The organism is Bacillus chungangensis (assembly GCF_030812995.1).
GTDB classification, from domain to species: Bacteria; Bacillota; Bacilli; order Bacillales; family Bacillaceae_C; genus Bacillus_CF; species Bacillus_CF chungangensis.
This window is the reverse complement of record NZ_JAUSTT010000040.1, coordinates 1-15,588: the sequence shown is the minus strand read 5'-3', so window position 1 is coordinate 15,588 and position 15,588 is coordinate 1. Positions and strand designations below refer to the sequence as shown.

15 protein-coding genes and 1 tRNA gene are annotated in these 15,588 nt (G+C 36.6%); 14 read left to right on the top strand and 2 right to left on the bottom strand.

Annotated features, from left to right (window positions below; genetic code table 11):
• Position 1 precedes the first annotated feature (1 nt).
• From J2S08_RS20950 to J2S08_RS20905, 10 genes are all read left to right on the top strand, one after another.
• A complete protein-coding gene (locus J2S08_RS20950) occupies positions 2–358 on the top strand; it encodes a phage holin family protein (protein ID WP_307233049.1) in 357 nt (118 codons plus the stop codon).
• A gap of 331 nt (positions 359–689) precedes the next feature.
• Entirely contained in the window at positions 690–1,664 is a 975-nt protein-coding gene (hprK, locus tag J2S08_RS20945) for an HPr(Ser) kinase/phosphatase (protein ID WP_307233047.1), read from the top strand.
• Between the two features lie 61 nt (positions 1,665–1,725).
• Complete coding sequence (gene lgt / locus J2S08_RS20940; RefSeq protein WP_307233046.1) at positions 1,726–2,535, top strand: prolipoprotein diacylglyceryl transferase; 810 nt, start codon at positions 1,726–1,728, stop codon at positions 2,533–2,535.
• A gap of 271 nt (positions 2,536–2,806) precedes the next feature.
• On the top strand, positions 2,807–3,352 hold the full coding sequence (locus tag J2S08_RS20935) for an acyltransferase (RefSeq protein ID WP_307233044.1): 546 nt from the start codon (positions 2,807–2,809) through the stop codon (positions 3,350–3,352).
• A 233-nt stretch (positions 3,353–3,585) separates the two neighbouring features.
• Positions 3,586–5,109: a tetratricopeptide repeat protein gene (locus J2S08_RS20930; RefSeq protein ID WP_307233042.1), complete on the top strand. Its 1,524-nt coding sequence runs from the start codon at positions 3,586–3,588 to the stop codon at positions 5,107–5,109.
• Positions 5,110–5,286: 177 nt separating this feature from the next.
• Complete coding sequence (gene trxB, locus J2S08_RS20925) at positions 5,287–6,234, top strand: thioredoxin-disulfide reductase (RefSeq protein ID WP_307233064.1); 948 nt, start codon at positions 5,287–5,289, stop codon at positions 6,232–6,234.
• Between the two features lie 314 nt (positions 6,235–6,548).
• Entirely contained in the window at positions 6,549–7,442 is an 894-nt protein-coding gene (gene rapZ / locus J2S08_RS20920; protein WP_307233040.1) for an RNase adapter RapZ, read from the top strand.
• Positions 7,439–8,419, top strand: coding sequence for a gluconeogenesis factor YvcK family protein (locus J2S08_RS20915; protein ID WP_307233038.1), 981 nt, complete (start codon positions 7,439–7,441; stop codon positions 8,417–8,419). The genes rapZ and J2S08_RS20915 overlap by 4 nt, the downstream gene beginning before the upstream one ends.
• A gap of 253 nt (positions 8,420–8,672) precedes the next feature.
• Positions 8,673–9,629, top strand: a complete 957-nt coding sequence (whiA, locus tag J2S08_RS20910) for a DNA-binding protein WhiA (RefSeq protein ID WP_307233036.1) — start codon at positions 8,673–8,675, stop codon at positions 9,627–9,629.
• A gap of 16 nt (positions 9,630–9,645) precedes the next feature.
• On the top strand, positions 9,646–9,903 hold the full coding sequence (locus J2S08_RS20905; protein WP_307233034.1) for an HPr family phosphocarrier protein: 258 nt from the start codon (positions 9,646–9,648) through the stop codon (positions 9,901–9,903).
• Positions 9,904–10,056: 153 nt separating this feature from the next.
• Here the strand turns inward: J2S08_RS20905 and clpP are convergent, their stop codons facing one another.
• On the bottom strand, positions 10,057–10,647 hold the full coding sequence (clpP, locus tag J2S08_RS20900) for an ATP-dependent Clp endopeptidase proteolytic subunit ClpP (protein WP_307233032.1): 591 nt from the start codon (positions 10,645–10,647) through the stop codon (positions 10,057–10,059).
• Between the two features lie 547 nt (positions 10,648–11,194).
• Here clpP and J2S08_RS20895 point away from each other — a divergent pair.
• Positions 11,195–11,266 (top strand) — tRNA-Arg (locus J2S08_RS20895).
• Between the two features lie 138 nt (positions 11,267–11,404).
• Here J2S08_RS20895 and J2S08_RS20890 read toward each other — a convergent pair.
• Positions 11,405–12,292, bottom strand: a complete 888-nt coding sequence (locus tag J2S08_RS20890; protein WP_307233030.1) for a M48 family metalloprotease — start codon at positions 12,290–12,292, stop codon at positions 11,405–11,407.
• A 517-nt stretch (positions 12,293–12,809) separates the two neighbouring features.
• Here J2S08_RS20890 and J2S08_RS20885 point away from each other — a divergent pair.
• From J2S08_RS20885 to J2S08_RS20875, 3 genes are all read left to right on the top strand, one after another.
• Positions 12,810–13,322, top strand: coding sequence for a DUF3231 family protein (locus tag J2S08_RS20885; protein ID WP_370875735.1), 513 nt, complete (start codon positions 12,810–12,812; stop codon positions 13,320–13,322).
• Positions 13,323–14,199: 877 nt separating this feature from the next.
• Positions 14,200–14,445 (top strand): hypothetical protein, encoded by a 246-nt coding sequence (locus tag J2S08_RS20880; protein ID WP_307233026.1) that lies wholly within the window; start codon positions 14,200–14,202, stop codon positions 14,443–14,445.
• Between the two features lie 6 nt (positions 14,446–14,451).
• Positions 14,452–15,486, top strand: a complete 1,035-nt coding sequence (locus tag J2S08_RS20875) for a chymotrypsin family serine protease (RefSeq protein WP_307233024.1) — start codon at positions 14,452–14,454, stop codon at positions 15,484–15,486.
• The last annotated feature ends 102 nt before the right edge of the window (positions 15,487–15,588 follow it).

Sequence of the window (15,588 nt, the reverse complement as noted above, 5' to 3'; positions counted from 1 at the left end):
TATGAGATGGCTTATTAGCATTCTAATCAATGCAATTTTGTTTATTGCCCTTGCGGGGTATTTTGAAGCATTCGAAGTTTCCAGCTTTGGTGCTGCTATTGCAGCAAGTTTTATCTTGTCTATCTTGAATATGTTAGTTCGACCGATCTTAATTATTTTAACATTGCCAGTTACCATTTTATCATTAGGAATGTTTTTGTTTGTAATTAATGCCATTACTTTATTATTAACAGATAAACTGATGGGCGATGCTTTTGTTATTGATGGTTTTGGCATGGCATTATTAGTAGCTGTTATTATGTCAGTTGCTAACTTAATTATTCAAAAGGCAGTGATCGAGCCAATAAGAAGAAAATAAGACGATCTGATAAAAGGATGACCTGAAAAAAGCAATGACTTTTTGGTCATCCTCTTTTTTGGTCGCCTTCCTTTAATGGGGAAGAATTGAACGCTTCCTGCTCTGCAAGGGATTCTTTAGTATGTAAAAGTATTCATTTTTGTAAGTAATTTCATGATAATCAAAGTATTTATTGTGTTGTTTCTTGGAATGAAATGCTATGATTAAAGGGGATTTAAGTCCATTTATTCAGAGGCGGGTTCGAGCTTCTTTCGAAAGCAGTGTGATAAAAGAGGTGGAGAACGCCTTATCCGCCCACAGTTTAAGTATTAGATTTAAAGGGGGAATCTAATTGGCTAGTGTTCGTACACAAGATATTATAGAGCATTTAGGTTTGGAATTAGTAAGTGGCGAGGAAGGAGTTCACCGTCCGATTTTAACAAGTGATTTATCACGTCCTGGGCTTGAAATGGCGGGTTTTTTCACTTATTATCCTGCAGAACGAATACAATTGCTCGGTAGAACTGAAATCTCTTTTGTCGAACAATTAGATAAAAAAGATCGAGAAGTAAGAATGGCAAAATTGTGTGCCGATATTACTCCTGGTATTATTATTTCAAGGGGCTTAGAAGTGCCAACTGAATTAATTGAAGTGTCTGAGCGGCATTCCGTTCCAGTGATGCGATCCCAAATGCAAACAACAAGATTATCAAGCCGGTTGACAACTTTTTTAGAAAGCAAGCTTGCTCCTACGACTGCCGTTCATGGCGTGTTAGTAGATATTTATGGTGTTGGAGTCCTCATTACAGGACAAAGTGGTGTAGGTAAAAGTGAGGCAGCTCTTGATCTTGTGCGCAGGGGGCATCGTCTTGTTGCTGATGACTGTGTGGAAATTCGCCAAGAGGATGTTGATCGCCTAGTAGGCGGTTCACCTGAGTTGATTGAGCACTTGCTCGAAATACGTGGACTTGGCATTATTAATGTAATGACGCTTTTTGGTGCTGGGGCAGTTCGGAGCCAGAAAAGAATTACACTTGTTGTTCATTTAGAACTATGGGATCAAAATAAATCTTACGATCGACTTGGTCTTGAAGAAGAAAAAATGCAAATTATAGATACTGAAATCCCTAAAATTACTATACCTGTTCGACCAGGACGAAATTTAGCTGTGATTATTGAAGTAGCTGCGATGAATTTTCGTCTGAAAAGAATGGGCGTCAACACCGCTCAACAATTTACAGCTCGTTTGGCTCAAGTTATTCATAAAAATGAAAATGAAGATATGGAATATGGTCATGAGCGATTCAATAATGAGAAAAACTTGTAGAACGACATATTAGTACAGATCCTCTAAGACAAAACAAGGAAGGGAAGAGAGGCGCAAAAAAATGTCTGATATACAACCAATTGACCCCATTGCTTTAAAAATTGGTCCATTAGAAATTCATTGGTATGGTATCATAATCGGTTTGGGTATTGCCATTGGCTTGTACTTAGCCATGAAAGAAGGAGAAAAGAGGCGTTTAGAAAAAGATGCATTAGCAGATTTAATGATTTGGGCGATTCCTATCTCGATTCTAAGTGCAAGGCTTTATTATGTTATATTTGAATGGAACTATTATTCCCAATTTCCGGAAGATATTATTAAAATTTGGAATGGCGGCCTTGCGATACATGGCGCTTTAATTGGAGCTGTTTTAACAGCAATTATTTTTACAAGGATAAAAAATTTGTCTTTTTGGAAAATCGCTGATATTACAGCACCAAGCATCATTTTAGGGCAAGCAATTGGACGTTGGGGCAATTTCATGAACCAGGAGGCACATGGCGGTGAAGTAAGCAGGTCTTTTTTAGAAGGCTTGCATTTGCCAGAGTTTATTATCAACCAAATGTACATAGATGGCGTTTACTATCATCCAACCTTTCTTTACGAGTCACTATGGAATATCGTTGGTTTTGTGATTTTAATTTCGCTGCGGAAAGTACGTTTACGGAGCGGTGAATTATTTTTAAGCTATCTTATTTGGTATTCTATTGGGAGATTTTTTATCGAAGGGATGCGTACAGATAGCTTGATGTTAACGGATAGCTTGCGAATGGCACAATTTATTTCGTTGACGATATTGATAGCTGCAATTGCGATCTGGATATATAGAAGAAAAACTGGACTTGCAAATCAGTACTATCTAGAGGCATAATCAGTTTCTTATCAAGTGATGGGTGCCACTGCACTTGATTCGTTTAAAAATCAAATATTACTAACATTAATCGTCTCTCTAAGTGAGAAAAGAAAAGCCGATTTGGCACAAAAAAGAAAGGAAATGGAATGCGTAAACATTTCACAAACTACATAATAAAATATGTCAGTGCGATGCTTTTGGAAATGTCAAAGCGATACCATTTTTCAGCTGCTCATTTAAGTAAGCTGTCAACAGTGGCATTTTGGCAAACGGTAAGGATGTGGAGATTATGAGGAGAACATCTCGCCATCCAGTAACTGGAGCCAACTCGCTTTGGCACGTTTATAAAACTGTTCCGTTTTGGAAAGTAGTCAAAAATTTTTTGGTGATTCAAGTTTCTCGATATATTCCGTTTTTAGGAATGAAAAATTGGCTGTACTGCACTTTTTTACGGATGAAGATTGGAGACAAGACTTCTTTTGCTTTAATGGTCATGTTGGATGTCATGTTTCCAGAGAAAATTTCAGTTGGGAAGAATACAGTCATAGGATATAATACGACAATTCTAGCTCATGAATATTTAATCAAAGAATACCGGCTAGGTGAAGTGAACATTGGCGATGAAGTAATGATTGGTGCAAATACGACCATTCTGCCTGGTATAAAAATTGGAGATGGAGCAATTATTTCTGCTGGAACACTCGTTCATAAGGATGTCCCGGCAGGCGCATTCGTTGGTGGAAATCCGATGCGCATCATCTATACGAAAGAAAAACTCGCAGAACGTTGGAAAGATGATCCAATCTATGGAAGGCAAGCTAATGAACAGCCGTGAGAGTAGCTTTTTGAAGTGAGCAAAGCTGATCAGGTGGGGGAATCCCCATCTGATTTTCTATGTTTAAAATCTCAAGTTAGATAATTACTGTTTAACTTCAACTTCTATCTTTCATCTATATAATAATGTTTTTAAATCACTTCTTTTTTCTCCTTTTCTATTGTTAAACCCTCTTGTTTTGTATGATATACTTACTGACAGAGAGGAACTATGCAGCTCCGCGGAGGACGATAATGGAAAAAAATTTAAAATTAAGACAGGAAAAAGATAATGTATTTTATTTTATTCCATCTGGGGAATATTATTTTAATAGAGGATTAAAGGCTTATGAGCGCCACCAAAATATCAAAGCGAAAAAATATTTCATACGTGCAAAAGAACTTGATCCATTTGAACCCGCTATTTATTGTCACCTTTCGATGGTGCACACTGAGCTAGGGGAATATGAACTTGCAAATCAATTGCTTCATCAAGTTTTAGATGAAATAGATAATGAAATGGTTCAGTGTCATTATTTATTAGCTAATAATTATGTACAGTTAGGAATGTTCACTTCAGCTTTTAAACATGTGAAGCTGTATTTGGATTTAGATGAGACAGGTGCATTTGCAGAGGAAGCTGATATATTGCTTGAAATGATTGAGATGAATGAAGGGGAAGAAATCGACTTATTCTATGAAGATGATGAGACCATGCTGAGACAAGATGAAGCAAGGGAGTACTTAGAAGCCGGGGATTTTAATAGAGCCATAAAGATTCTAAAGGAAGTAGTAGCAGTACATCCTGAATATTGGTCTGCTTATAATAACTTAGCACTAGCTTATTTTTATTTAGGGAAAATCGATAAAGCTGCTGAAATATTAGAAGATGTATTAGAGAAAAATCCTGGAAACTTCCATGGACTTTGCAACTTGGCTGTTTTTCTTTATTATCAGCAGGAAGAAGCGGAATTAATGAAGGTAATTGCCGGCCTCGAGAAAGTACAGCCTATTTATTTTGAGCATCGCTACAAGTTAGGAGCGACCTTTGCCCTTGTAGGACATGATGAAAAAGCCTATTACTGGCTAAAAAAGCTAGAGAAACAAGGATATCAAGGCGATCCTGGCTACTACTATTGGCTGGCGCAAACGTCTTATCGTACTGGTCGAATGCAAAATGCTAAAAAAGCATGGAAGATGCTTGTTGAATTGAATCCCGAAAAAGCTGGATTGGAGCCTTGGAACAAGTATAATGAAAATGGTAAAGATACTGACCCCCTTGCATCTATTTGGAAGTATTTGAAAAGCGGCCAAATTGCAGAACGCCTTTTCGGTATATTCTTGTTATCATTAACAAAAGCTGAACAAAAACAAAAAATCATCGCGCATCCGGATTTCCCTTTATTTATAGATCACTTTATATTGGAACATTTTTATAAGACCAATATATTATTGGCATCTGAAGATGACAGTGCTAATCAGGGAATCTTTCAACGCAGTTATACAGTAGCAATGGAGCTTTTGAAAAAGCATTCACCAATAGAACCAATAAAAGATGCTTTATTGATCACTTGGTTTATCGTTTTTATCCACGTATATGATAAAGAACGTCTCAGCAATCCAGTTGCAATTGCAGCCGCGCTTGAGTATGTTTGGTATAAGACTGAAGGAGATAGAAAAACACAAAAAGAAATTGCTGCTAAGTACCAAATATCACTTTCGACATTACAAAAATATGTAAAATGGGTCATTTCCTATTATCCAGAGGAGAGAGGCTAGCTCTTAAGTTCAAAAAAGCGTCGCATTTTTAAGCAAATGTTTGGACGCAGCAAAAAGAATAAGGTACGATGAGAGAGTATACGACACAGGGTATGTTTTTGTTGGGTTTTTATCCAGAAAAAAATCTTCAATTGAAAGCAATCACACTGAATGAAGATTGTTAAAGGAGAGCTGATCATAATGGATGAAAAAGTGTATGATGTAATTATTATTGGAGCAGGGCCAGCGGGCATGACTGCCGCAGTGTATGCGTCACGAGCAAATCTGGACACATTGATGATTGAGCGCGGTATACCAGGTGGTCAAATGGCGAATACAGAGGATGTTGAAAATTATCCAGGCTTTGATCATATCCTTGGACCAGAGCTTTCAAATAAAATGTTTGAACATGCAAAAAAATTTGGCGCAGTATATGCTTATGGAGATATTAGTGAAGTAATTGATGGAGAACCATATAAAATAGTAAAAGCTGGTTCGAAGGAATATAAGGCACGAGCTATCATTATTACGACTGGAGCAGAATATAAAAAACTAGGCGCTCCTGGAGAAGCAGAGTTGGCAGGGCGCGGAGTCTCTTATTGTGCAGTATGCGATGGAGCATTTTTCAAAGGGAAAGAACTTGTTGTTGTCGGCGGCGGTGATTCTGCTGTCGAGGAAGGTATTTATTTAACAAAGTTTGCGAGCAAAGTGACAATTGTTCATCGCCGGGATTCATTGCGTGCACAGAAAATCATTCAAGAGCGAGCATTTAATAACGATAAAATCGACTTTATTTGGAATCATCGTGTGAAACAAATTAATGAAAAAGACGGAAAAGTTGGCTCTGTGACGCTCGTTTCGACTGAAAATGGGGAAGAAAAAGAATTTAAAACAGATGGAGTATTTATTTATATTGGCATGCTTCCGTTAACAAAACCTTTTCAGAATCTTGGTATTTTGAATAGCGATGGCTATATTGAAACAAATTCAAATATGGAAACAAGTTTGCCGGGAATTTTTGCTGCCGGTGATGTTCGAGAAAAAACTTTGCGGCAAATCGTTACTGCTACAGGTGATGGAAGTATTGCAGCTGAAACAGCTCAACATTACTTAGAAGAATGGAAGGAAAAATTCACTGTGAAGTAAATCATTGTTGAGAAGAAATACAATAATAGTCTAATGGGGGAAACGAGCAAATAAACGTCATTCGCTTTTAATTAGTTTGTAACAGGGGTGAAATAATATTGTTGTAAACTAAGTGTATTGAAATTGACCCCCTTTTTTTATAATGTATCCCTTTTTTGCACAGAGGATTTCTGTGCTTTTTTTTTTGAAAAGTACAAGCAAAGCTCACTGATTTGTGGGACAGGAGATTACGTAGTATAATGATATGAATCATGGTGTGATAAGAAATACTTGTTAGATTGTGCATTTTGTAACAATAAGAAGGGGGAAATGACATGAACAATGGTGCAATGAAGGAAATAGAATTAGTCATTATTACAGGAATGTCCGGTGCTGGAAAAACAGTCGCTATGCATAGCTTTGAAGACTTAGGTTTTTTCTGTGTCGATAACTTGCCCCCTTCATTGATGCCCAAATTTCTGGAACTAATGAAGGATGCTGGGAATAAAATGAATAAAGTTGCACTTGTAATGGATATGCGGGGCCGTGAATTTTTTGACTTGCTAGTAAAAGCGCTAGACGAATTGTCCGATTCAACATGGGTAACGCCAGTTATTCTATTTTTAGATGCGGATGATTCTGTTTTAGTGAGAAGATATAAAGAAACGAGAAGATCTCATCCTCTATCGCCAGCGGGGCTTCCGTCAGAAGGAATTCATCAGGAGCGTTTATTGCTGGACGAATTAAAAGGCCGCGCACAATTAATCTACAACACATCAATGATGAAGCCAAAAGAATTGCGAGAAAAAATCTTAACCGAATTTTCGGCAAACAAGCAGGCAACATTTTATGTGAATGTGATGTCCTTTGGCTTTAAACATGGGATTCCGATTGATGCCGATTTAGTGTTTGATGTTCGTTTTCTTCCGAATCCACACTATATTGATCACATGCGTCCTAAAACAGGATTGGATGTAGAAGTATCTAGTTATGTTTTGAAATGGAATGAAACACAAAAATTTTTAACGAAAGTAACCGATTTACTTTCATTTATGCTTCCTCATTATAAACGTGAGGGCAAGAGCCAGCTTGTTATTGCTATCGGTTGTACAGGCGGGCAGCATCGTTCTGTTGCATTAACGGAATATATAGGACATTATTTTCAAGATGATTACCACACACGGATTTCTCACCGTGATATTAAAAAGAGAAAGGAAAAGACTGTATGACCAATCAAAAACAGCCTAGAATCGTTGTCATTGGCGGAGGCACAGGGCTTCCCATCTTATTAAGAGGACTGAAGCAGTACCCTGTCCATTTAACAGCAATTGTTACAGTAGCAGATGATGGCGGAAGTTCTGGCAAGCTAAGACAAGATCTTCAAATACCTGCTCCTGGTGATATTCGCAATGTGATGATGGCATTATCAGAAGTCGATCCTTTCATTCAAGAGTTATTTCAGCATCGATTTCATGCAGCTAGTGAATTATCTGGACACTCTCTTGGCAATTTAATTATTGCTGCCACGACATCGATAAAAGGAGACTTTGTTGAAGCAATTCAAGAAATGAGCAAGGTATTAAAAGTAACTGGGCAAGTGCTGCCAGCTGCAAATCAAAGTGTGGTGCTCCATGCGGAAATGGCAGATGGTGCGATTATTTCAGGAGAATCTCAAATTCCTCTTTATGGAAGCCGTATTAAACGTGTATTTTTAACACCAGAAACGATCCAACCTTTGCCAGAAACAATTGATGCGATTAGAAACGCCGATTTAATTATTATTGGGCCTGGCAGTTTATATACGAGTATATTACCAAATCTACTAATACCGGATTTAGGAGAAGAGGTATGTCGTGCGTCTGCAAAAAAAATCTATATTTGCAATCTGATGACACAAGCTGGAGAGACGACAGACTTTACTGCAAGTGATCATGTTCAAGCAATCTATCATCATATGAACAATGAATTTCTTCATACAGTACTTGTGAATAATGGAGAAATCCCTTTGCATATTCAAGCGCTATATGAAGAAGAATATGCAAAACCTGTAGTTTATGATGTCGATAATTTAAGAGCATTAGGATTACATGTAATTGAAGACAAGATCATTACGTTTGAAAATAATTTGATTCGCCATGATACAGAAGCAGTAGCAAAAATATTCTATTCCATGTTAGCTGGCTCAAGAGATCTCGCGCAATCATAAGCTCCCTTACCCTGTGGGTATCAAAATGAGCCAAACGTTTTAAAGGCGGGCTGCTTTGTTAGCATGATCTTCCCACGAAGAAAAAGTGTCTCCTTTTTTAGTGGATAGTTTTTTAGCAAGTGAGGATCGGAGAGAATGAATGTTAAAGGACTTTTTGAACAGACTCTTTTAGATGTTTTCTCACAGTCGTGGTTAGGTTCAGCGATGCAAGTTCATCTAATATGCAACTGAATCTCTAGGAGGTGGAACGGTTTTGTCGTTTGCTTCAGAAACAAAAAAAGAATTAACAAATTTAGAGGTGAAGGCTTGCTGTGCCAAAGCTGAACTGGCTGCTTTAATTCGTATGAATGGTGTGTTATCCTTTTCAAATAAAATCATGACACTTGACATTCAGACAGAAAATGCAGCCATTGCACGGCGAATTTATATTCTTACAAAGAAAAGCTATGATACAACAGTTGAACTGTTAGTTAGAAAAAAAATGCGTCTGAAAAAAAACAACGTTTATATCGTTCGCTTAAAAAAAGGCGCGAAAGAAATGTTGATAGATCTGCATATTTTGGGTGAAGGTTTCACCTTTACTCGAAGCATTGCTCAATCATTAATCAAAAAAAAGTGTTGCAAGCGTTCCTATCTTAGGGGGGCATTTCTTGCAGGAGGTTCTGTGAATAATCCTGAGACATCCTCTTATCATTTGGAAATATTTTCGTTATATAAAGAACATAATGACTCTTTATGCGAACTAATGAATATATTTGCTTTAAATAGTAAAACGCTTGAAAGAAAAAATGGCTTTATTACTTATTTAAAGGAAGCTGAAAAAATTACCGAGTTTCTAAATGTGATAGGAGCACATAATGCGCTTTTGCGATTTGAAGATGTTCGCATTGTTCGTGATATGCGTAATTCTGTCAATCGTCTTGTTAATTGTGAAACTGCGAACTTAAATAAAACAATTGGAGCTGCTTTGCGCCAAATTGAAAATATTCGCTATATCGATCAAAAGATAGGAATACAAGCTTTACCAGATAAATTACGAGAAATTGCTGAATTAAGGGTAGAACACGAGGATGTCACGTTAAAAGAATTAGGGGAAATGGTGACTTCAGGTAAAATCAGCAAATCCGGAATTAATCACCGCTTGCGCAAAATCGATCAAATTGCTGACAAACTCCGAGCTGGCGAACCGATAGAATCCATTATTAAATAAAGAAGGAGACACGCTAATGATAGAAAGACAGGTTGAAGTAAAATTAAAAACAGGATTGCAGGCAAGGCCTGCTGCTCTCTTCGTTCAAGAAGCAAATCAATTTTCAGCAAACATTTTTCTTGAAAAGGAAGGGAAAAAAGTAAATGCCAAAAGTATCATGGGACTGATGAGCTTGGCGATTAGTTCAGGTTCTATCATTACTCTGTCAGCATCGGGAAATGATGCACAAGAGGCGTTGGAGACATTAGTGCAATTCGTTCAAAAGGAGAAGTAATCGGAAGGTGAATAAAAACCGTCAAATATTGACGGTTTTTCACTGATTACTCATGTTGCTACGATATGAATATTTACTGGCAGTAAAGATGCAAAGAAGATCATTTGCCAGTAAAACAATCAGTGGGGGGAAGTCCCCCCACTGATTAAAGTTTTATTTTATGCCTTTTCCATCCATAATATGGTCAATCAAACCATATTCTTTTGCTTTTTCTGCTGTCATGAAGTTATCACGATCCGTGTCACGTTGAATTACTTCAAGGGGTTGACCTGTACGGTCTGCCAAGATGTGATTGAGCTTGTCACGCAAGAATAAAATTCGTTTAGCAGCGATTTCGATTTCAGTTGCCTGTCCTTGAGCGCCACCAAGCGGCTGATGAATCATCACTTCACTATTCGGCAAAGCATAGCGCTTCCCACTCTTGCCAGCTGCAAGAAGAAAAGCACCCATTGAAGCAGCCATTCCAATACAAATGGTTTGGACATCCGGCTTAATAAGTTGGATTGTGTCATAGATTGCCATTCCAGCTGTAATACTTCCACCTGGGCTGTTAATATAAATGGAAATATCTTTTTCTGGATCTTCTGCTTGTAAAAATAATAGCTGAGCAACAATTGAATTTGCTACTGTATCGTCGATAGCACTGCCAAGCATAATAATACGGTCTTTTAAAAGACGTGAATAAATGTCATACGCACGTTCGCCACGATTTGTTTGTTCAATAACTGTAGGGATTAAATGCATGTATTTTCTCCTCCTTAATCATTTAAGTAAATAATAGACATGTTCTTCCTTTTTAAAAAATCATGCCATGTGTTGTTATATCATACACTATTGGTCAATGAAGGTCAAAGATTATGTACTTCGATTTTTCTTTTTTTACGATTTTGATGGATATACCTTTTCATCTTAGCCTTAATTGAAATATTTCAAACAGAAATGAACGATAACGAAGAAAATAAAATCATTGATTTATGTTTATTGTAATAGGAGGAGAAAAATGCTTCTTGCTTTTTACTGTAATGATGATTGGCGATGTCATTCTGTTTGAAATAAAATCTTTTCAGATTTCTCTCTTACTGCGAATTATAAAATAAATTTTGCGTTCCTATTCCCTTCATGGCGAAGGATTTCTAGCACAGTCTGGAGGTAGTGGATGGATCAATATTGCAGACTTTAATAGAGACGAGTCCTTCTATTTCTCCATTATAATAGTAAAAAAACCTTGCATTATAATGAAACATCGCCTATAATATTAAAGCGTACGTTGAAACAACGTCTTTTTTAATAAGCCCTCGTAGTGTAACGGATAACACGCAAGATTCCGGTTCTTGAAATATGGGTTCGATTCCTGTCGAGGGCGTACAACCATTGAAACACCAACGTTTGTTGGTGTTTCTTTTATGTAATGTCCTAGTTTTCTCCTAGTTCGACTTAAAAATTATTAATTAATTTGCTCCAAACATTTAGAACAGGTTCTCATAAAATTATTTATTTACATTTAAAAAGAATTTATATTTTGTTCTACCTGTATTAACGGACGAGATAAAAGCCACAAATGCAGAATATCTTCAAAATTCCTTTCTTTCCAAGCTAAGATAGCTTTTTCGTCCCCAATAGATTTAGCTAAGCTTTCTACAAAGTCCATTCCTAAATAATAACCAAGTCTAGTTTCATTGTAGTAATTTCCTCCAGATAATGTAAACCATTCTTTTAGTTTCGAATGATCCCATACCAAACAGTCATCTAAAAAATTTTTTTTGATAACATTTTTTTTACTTTGATAAAAATTTAATGTAGCCTGGCCGCTATCATCATAGGAATAGTATGTCGTTTCACTTACATTTCTTACGATTTTCTTTGATAAATAGGTTGCTACGCCTTCTAGAAATAGAGAGATTTCCCCACTTGACCATTTTACAGAATCCCAATCTATCGAATTTTTATCAGAAAAAACTCTGTGGTAAACGTGGCCAATTTCATGTGCTACGATCACACTTAAATGATTAGGATGGATCGATAATTTTTCTGCTGCAAAGTATACGTCACTAACTAGTTTTCTGTCTGTAAAAGCATTAGACCCGAACCCTCCAACAAATAAATGAAACTTTATTGGAACTTCGAAATGAAAAAGTTCCGAATAGGCGTCGCTGATCTCTTTAATTGTTCGTGGCAATTGTGTTGATATTATTTCAATCTCTTCCATTTTAGCAGGATATTGCTTTATTGCTTTTCCAATTCGTTCAGGATTGTTTTTGCAATGTTGCGGAAAATAAGCGTTGAAAATCTCCGCATTTTTCTCATAATACATACTCAAGTCATGATAAGTTAGATTTTTTGTGGAATGAAAAATATCTAAAAAATCAGGGATAATATTTATTATTTTCATCTAATATCAACTCCAAGTTATGATAATGAGTCCAACGTATAAGACTTCACTTAACCGTAGGAACTACAGGTTAGCCTCCTAAATAACTGGCAGTTAAGCTGGTGTTTGTAGGTGGTAGTTTAACATAAAGATAATATATCAGAAAAATCGGTAAAACACGATAAAAAACCTTTAATATTAGGAATAATTTATTTAATGAAATGATTTGAAATAGTATTGATTTTATCTATTAGAAAATAGTGCATTATCCTTTAATATCTTGTATGTCGGATTTGTTGGTGGCATTTTTTCATTTAGCTGCGGGAACATATGGTTTTTTCCTTTTTAATAAACTAAGCAGTCCTTGTTTCAATGGTTAGGTGAACAGATTCATTATTATTTTAAAAAAATTGTTTATTATTTTTAGATTACTTTTAATTTCAAATGAATATTTCCAACAAATAATCGCACACTAATGATTGAACGTTTTCTTTTTAAAGGAGAAATGATGAAAATTAATAAGATAAGGAGCGCGATTATGGGAATTTTAAGTGGCAACCCACAAGATGAACCAATGCACTATGGTGAAGTATTTGGTACTTGGACATATCTTGCTGTTAATAAAGGATGTCTCGTCACGTACCAAACTTTTGTCAATCATGCAGGCGACAATGACTTAAAGAATCTTCTTGAGGAAGCTATCCAAGGTATTAAGACTGAAAATCAACAGATCGAAGAATTATTAAAAGCTAATGGTATAGCTCTTCCTCCTACTCCTCCGGAACGACCAGTTGCAAATTTAGAAGATATTCCTACCGGAGCTCGGTTTGGCGACCCAGAAATAAGTGCTGCTTTGTCCATGGACGTAGCAAAAAGTCTAATAGCTTGTAGTACGATTATGGGTCAATCTATTCGCGAAGATATAGGTGCTATGTTTGGTCAATTTCATTTGAGTAAGGCTCAGTTTGGGGTCAAAGTACTGAGATTAAATAAAGAAAAGGGCTGGTTAGTACCTCCACCCCTTCATTTAGATACACCAAACAAAGAATAAAAAGTAACAGCCGTCCGAGAAGGGCGGTTTTTCTATCTTTTATTAGGATCAGCCGCATCATAATGCCGCTCTAAGGTTTTCTAAACCTTAGCTTAATTCTTTTAAAAGCTTATCAGGAATGCTTTTCCTTTAAACGCATTTCATGTCTGCTGAGGGTTCAATGATTTCATTTCCTTCATCCTTCTCGTTTTTTTGAGTTTAAACTCTTCTCTACTTCTCTTAATCGTCTAATAAAGTTTCATGCTTTATGATCAATAAAATTACAGTACAGCATGTTCTTATTGGTGGAGAACATGAAAACTCAATTAACCAAATTTCTTTCGCCAAACAACCTTTACATTCTTTATCATGTGTACAAAAACATTTCCGAAAGCAACATAAACATTTTGACTTAATTAAATATAAAAATATATCAGAATTTATTGACAAGATTCTATATTTAGTTTATTATGTATATAGTGCTAAAAATGGCCATACCTTCAAAAAACTCCCTACCTTTAAATGCCATTCACCATGGTATTTTGAAAACGAAGCACTTTCGTCTTTATCTCCTTTCCTGATGCAGCAAAACAACATTGTTCGTATTGTTGGTTTGTGTGTTTTATCCCACATCTAACTGGCAGTAAGACCCCCACCTCAAGAGTTAAGAGGAATCGAAGAAGTCTAGGTGGGGGATAACTGCCAGTAAATGTCCGATTGGTTCAACTAACCATAAGTGGGGGATGAGAGAAAACCCCCACTTATGGAAGTTTCACTTTATCATTCCATGGCTTTACCCCTGTTCATATCCATCATATTTATTGTTTAAACAAAAAAGTCTTTCAGTTCCTTTTAGCTGTTGTTTGTTTCCAATATGATATTGAAATGGAGGATAAGCATGAGTATTGATGCAGTGAGAAAAAAACATGAAAACCGACTAATGCGTTTGCCAAATGTTGTTGGCGTTGGCATTGGAGAGAAAGATGATGTACAAGTCATTCAAGTTTTTGTGACAGCAAAAGTCCCACTATCAGCCTTGCGATCACATGAAGTAATTCCAGAACGGTTGGACAGCTACGCAACAGATGTTTTAGAAATTGGTCATGTGGTGATTCAAAAAAATGTGAAAAATGAAGGAGGTTAACAAGCTATGCGACAAGATCCAAGTAATATTTCATTAAGTGTCGAAGACCAACAAAGTATTCAAAAGGTGAAAAGGGAAGTAGAGAATGAATTATTGAATTGTAATCATGTTGTTGGTGTAGGAATTGGTGTTAAGTATGAAAATGGACAAGCTACTGGTACCCCTTCTATTGTAACTTTAGTGAATCAAAAACTTCCGGAAGATCAATTAGCGAGTGCTGAAATAATCCCAAAAGAAGTAAAAGGGATTAAAACCGATGTATTTGAAGTCGGCCATATTGTCGCTGGAACAAATGTGACAATGAATCCAGATATTCAAACGCTTACTAAACGGGTTCGCCCAGCAAAAGGCGGCTATAGTGTAGGGCATAAAGATATTACAGCAGGTACAATTGGTACATGTGTATATGATATTTTACCAGGCGGTTCTAATAATCCACCAGTGCATGGAGAAGGAATTCCATCTCGATATTACATTTTAAGCAACAATCATGTGTTGGCTAATAGTAATGATGCTAGTATAGGAGATCCTATTCTTCAGCCTGGTCCTTGGGATGGAGGCGTTGATCCAGCAGATCGTATTGCCTCCCTTACTAGATTTGTTCCTATTGAATTTTCACCACAAGTGCCGTTAGAAAAACAGAATAATCTAGTAGATGCAGCGATCGCTGAAGGACAATTTGACGATTTAGATAGACATGTCTATTGGAATGGAAACGTACGAGGATGGAGGAAAAAAGCAGAAGTTACAGTAGGAACAAGAGTAACTAAAACTGGGCGTACAACAAGTAAAACATTTGGAACGGTGAATGTTGTTAATGCGACAATAGACGTTAGCTATGGCAGCAAAGTAGCACGTTTCAAAAATCAAATTGTCACAACGAATATGTCAGCTGGCGGCGACTCTGGATCACTGATTACGACAGTTGATCATGTAGCAATTGGGTTATTATTTGCAGGATCTGCTTATGCAACAATTACAAATCACATTGAAGACGTTCGCTCGCTGCTCCGAATAGAAGTAGCGGATCAAATCCTTTAAAGATACAAAAAAGAGGCTGGGACATAACTAGCTTCTAAATAATGAGAAAAGTGAATTTGAGGATCCTCAAATTCACTTTTCTCTATTTTGCGTGTAAATATT